This is a genomic window from bacterium (genome assembly GCA_023145965.1).
Taxonomy (GTDB): domain Bacteria; phylum UBP14; class UBA6098; order UBA6098; family UBA6098; genus UBA6098.
Genome location: JAGLDC010000118.1, coordinates 1 through 3,919, shown reverse-complemented (window position 1 = coordinate 3,919; position 3,919 = coordinate 1). Strand labels below are relative to the sequence as shown.

The 3,919-nt window shown below is 43.7% G+C and carries 4 protein-coding genes; all 4 read left to right on the top strand.

Annotated features, from left to right (window positions below):
• Nucleotides 1-101 precede the first annotated feature (101 nt).
• Complete coding sequence (locus KAH81_10100; protein ID MCK5834004.1) at nucleotides 102-473, top strand: endonuclease domain-containing protein; 372 nt, start codon at nucleotides 102-104, stop codon at nucleotides 471-473.
• A 255-nt stretch (nucleotides 474-728) separates the two neighbouring features.
• Nucleotides 729-3,341 (top strand): DEAD/DEAH box helicase family protein, encoded by a 2,613-nt coding sequence (locus tag KAH81_10095; GenBank protein ID MCK5834003.1) that lies wholly within the window; start codon nucleotides 729-731, stop codon nucleotides 3,339-3,341.
• Nucleotides 3,342-3,377: 36 nt separating this feature from the next.
• A complete protein-coding gene (locus tag KAH81_10090; protein MCK5834002.1) occupies nucleotides 3,378-3,542 on the top strand; it encodes a hypothetical protein in 165 nt (54 codons plus the stop codon).
• Between the two features lie 172 nt (nucleotides 3,543-3,714).
• Nucleotides 3,715-3,919 (top strand): hypothetical protein (locus tag KAH81_10085; protein ID MCK5834001.1); only part of this gene is annotated, 205 nt, incomplete at its 3' end.

Below are 3,919 nucleotides of genomic sequence, written 5' to 3'. Positions count from 1 at the left end.
GACATCGCTCTCTTGGCAAGGGGGAAAAAAAGAAAGCCGAGTGGCAAAAAACATCTCCCCCTTTATAAGGGGGAGTGGCGCGTAGCGCCGAGGGGGTTAATATGAGGCTCTACAACAAAAAAGAACTTCAGGAACATCGCCGTGCTTTGCGAAGTAACATGCCCCACGCCGAAGCGAAACTATGGATTTTTATTCGTAAAAAGCAAATCGAAGGGATACGGTTTCGACGCCAATTCAGCGTTGGTTCATATATTTTGGATTTCTATTCACCGGAATGCCGTTTAGCAATAGAACTCGATGGCTCCAGCCACAACAACGAGTTTTCTCAAGAATACGATGAAGAGAGAACAAAATATCTCAACTCGGCTAATATCGAAGTTATCAGATTTAAAAACGAAGAAGTCTTCGACAACATCGATGGAGTAATCGAGCAAATTAAGACGACTATATCTAACTCTAAGGATCCTTTGTGATAGATATTTGATAAATCGTTAGTATCAAGTTAATAACTCGTTGATAAACAACAACTTATTTATGTGATGGTTATGTGATGAATATAAAAATAGGACATGATCGGATGATGTTTAGGAAATGGAAGTGGAGCGTGAATAGTAGTGCTATGCTTGCGTTTGAACTGTTGCATAATTTGCAACAGTTCAAAATCAGTTGTTCGGAATTTCCAGACAACTTAAATACGACGCAATTGATTTCAAATTAGAAAGAATAAAATGGCCGAACAGACCCTTTGCCAGCAATTCGATACGCTTTCCGACCTCGGAATATTCCAATACGAGCAGAAGGACTATATCACGGCGAATCTGAACAAGCGAATTAAGCTAAGGCCATATCAGGAAGAGGCCCTCGCTCGGTTTGAATATTATTTCGACGATTACAAGCACCGCCATTGGCCAATGCATCTGCTTTTCCACATGGCGACCGGAAGCGGAAAGACCGTCGTTATGGCCGCGAATATCCTCTATCTCTATAAAAAGGGCTATCGAAACTTCATCTTTTTCGTAAATGCGACGAATGTAATCGAGAAAACGCGCGTGAATTTCCTCGACCCGTCTTCGAGTAAATTTCTTTTTTCGGAGAAAATCGTAATCGACGACAAAATCGTCGAGGTTAAGGAAGTTGAGAACTTCGATGCGAGTGATAAGGACGCAATCAATATCCATTTTACCACCGTTCAAGGTTTACACTCCAGAATAAACGAACCCCGCGAGAATGCGGTCACGCTGGAGGAGTTAAAGGATAAAAAAATCGTCCTGTTATCCGACGAAGCCCATCATATCAACGCGCTGACGAAGAAAAGCCTCTCCAAAACCGAGGAAAATTATCGAACATGGGAAAGCACTATCGATAGGGTTTTCACTTCCAACGACGAGAATGTAATGCTTGCTTATACAGCGACGGTTGAACTTAAAGACCCTAAAATCGCCGAGAAGTATAGCGACAAGATAATCTATCAATATGACCTTCAGAAATTCTGCGCGGATAAATACTCGAAAGAGATTCGCCTTTTGCAAACCGATTCGAAACAGAAGCAGAGAATTCTCCAGGCGATTCTTTTAAGTCAATATCGCAGGAAAGTAGCGCAGAACAACGGAATAGACTTGAAACCCTGTTTGCTTTTTAAATCCCCCACTATTGCGGCTTCTGAGGAGGTATGCGCCGAATTCGGAGAGATAATAAAAAACCTAAGGAAAGACGATATTAGTAAAATCGAGAAGGATGTTCGGACTTCGATAATAGCCGAGGCTTTCCGGTTTTTCAAGAAGCACGATATAAGCACACATAACCTTGTCCGAGAGCTTAAGGAGGATTTCCGCCCCGAAAGGATTTTGATGCTAAACTCGAAATCCGAGGCCGACGATAGGGAAAACCAGATTTTAGTGAACAGCCTCGAAGACGAAAAAAACGAGATTAGGGCGATTTTCGTTGTGAATATGCTCAACGAGGGCTGGGACGTTTTGAATCTGTTCGACATCGTTCGTCTCGACGAGAGCAAGGGCACAAAAAGCACAACGCTTTCCGAAGCTCAACTAATAGGAAGAGGTGCGCGATATTGGCCTTTCATGGTGGGCGGCGACGGCGAGGAGTTTAAAAGGAAATTTGACGAAGAGCCTCGAAGCGAATTATCCTGTCTCGAAGAGCTATATTACCACAGCATCAACAATAACCAATATATCACCGACCTCAAGAAGACGCTCGAAGAGATGGGCATTCAAACAGATCCGCCGAAAATAACCCGCGAGCTTCGAGTGAAAGACGAAGTGAAGAAAACCCGCTTCTGGAAGGAAGAATACGTTTTCTTCAACGAAAGGCAGGCAATAGACCGCAACAAAATAAATTCCCTAACCGACCTTGCGAGAGTCGGCACAAGGACGAAACACGATGTAGGAACGGGCAAGATTGTCGATAAGGAATTCTTCTCCTCAGACAATAAAGAAGAAAAAGACCGCTCCGAATATCGCGATTTCACCGTAAAAGACCTCGGATATCGCATTTGCAGAAAGGCAATCGACAAAAAACCGTTCTTCCATTTCGATAATTTACGAATTTCATTCCCGCATCTCGAAACGATTGATGAGTTTATAACTTCAAACGATTATTGCGGCCAACTCTATATCCCTATTTTCGGCTCGAAGAAAAGGCTCGAAAACCTCAGTCCCTCAGATAAGCTCGATGCGGCAACTCTCATCTTCGAATCGGTGAAGAAGTATATCACTGAAAACAGCCGCGTATATTTCGGAAGCAAGGAATTCAGGGGAAAACGAATAAAAGAGGTCGTGAAAGACAAGGAGCTTAATTTCACGCAGACATTTGGCGAGGCTCAATCCGGCAAGTCGATAATAAATAACCCGAACGCGGAATTATCGCTCGATGTTACAGCCACCGAATGGTTCGCGCAAACCGATAATTTTGGAACTTCCGAGGAGAAACACCTTATCAAATACATCGAGAGCGTAATCGACAAGATGAAACAGAAATACGAGGATATTTATCTCGTCCGTAACGCCGGTTTTATTGCGCTTTACGATTTCGACGAGGGCCGCCGTCACGAACCGGATTTCCTTCTTTTCATGAAGGACAAAGAAAACGGCGAATCGCTCAACTACCAGTTATTCATCGAGCCGAAGGGCGAACAACTTATCGAACATGACAAATGGAAAGAGGATTTCCTCAAACGGATAGAAGAAGAAGGCGAAGTCGAAAAACTCCTCGAAGGCATCGCATACGACTCCGAAAATTATCGGCTAATCGGGTTGCCATTTTACAATATGCGATCGAAATATAAAAGCTTCTGCGAAGAGTTCGAGAAGTCAGTAGGGGAATAATCCCCTTTCCCCGTAGTTGAAAATAAATCTAGGGAAATGAAGAAACCCCTTGACAATGGGTTATGTGAATTTGTTATTTATTGTTGTTGTTATGTAATACAGAAACACAGCCCAAATGGGAAAGGGTTTGCGGAAAACTGCGGGGGGATCGGGAATAAAAAGAGCATTGGCGGCGGAATCGAGTTCTTTACATCGAATTAATTTGTGTTATCCCGTTCGCGGGTTTGTGATAATACAGAATGTAGAATGGGTGTCATTGCGAGGCGATGTCCTGAGCCTGTCGAAGGGAGGGCGAATACCCGACGTGGCAATCTCATCGAATAAACGAAAAGATTGCCGCGCTCCTTATGGTCGCTCGCAATGACGGGGTAAAATGAGGGAGGTTTATCGAGATAACTGGAGATTTGTGGAAATCGGGCGAAATGCCCGAATTAGTGTAAGTTATTGTTCTTTAACATGTTGGGCTGGAATTTGCGTTTTCAAGGCTCCGACGGTAATTGACAAACTTGTAACGGTATGCGATAAAACTCGGACGGTGGTTGACAAACCCGCAACGGTGCGACATAAAACTCCGACGG

Excerpts from the sequence above, each read along its gene's own strand:
- KAH81_10095 (MCK5834003.1), top strand. The coding sequence starts at position 729 with ATGGCCGAACAGACCCTTTGCCAGCAATTCGATACGCTTTCCGACCTC.
- KAH81_10090 (MCK5834002.1), top strand. The coding sequence starts at position 3,378 with ATGAAGAAACCCCTTGACAATGGGTTATGTGAATTTGTTATTTATTGT.
- KAH81_10100 (MCK5834004.1), top strand. The coding sequence starts at position 102 with ATGAGGCTCTACAACAAAAAAGAACTTCAGGAACATCGCCGTGCTTTG.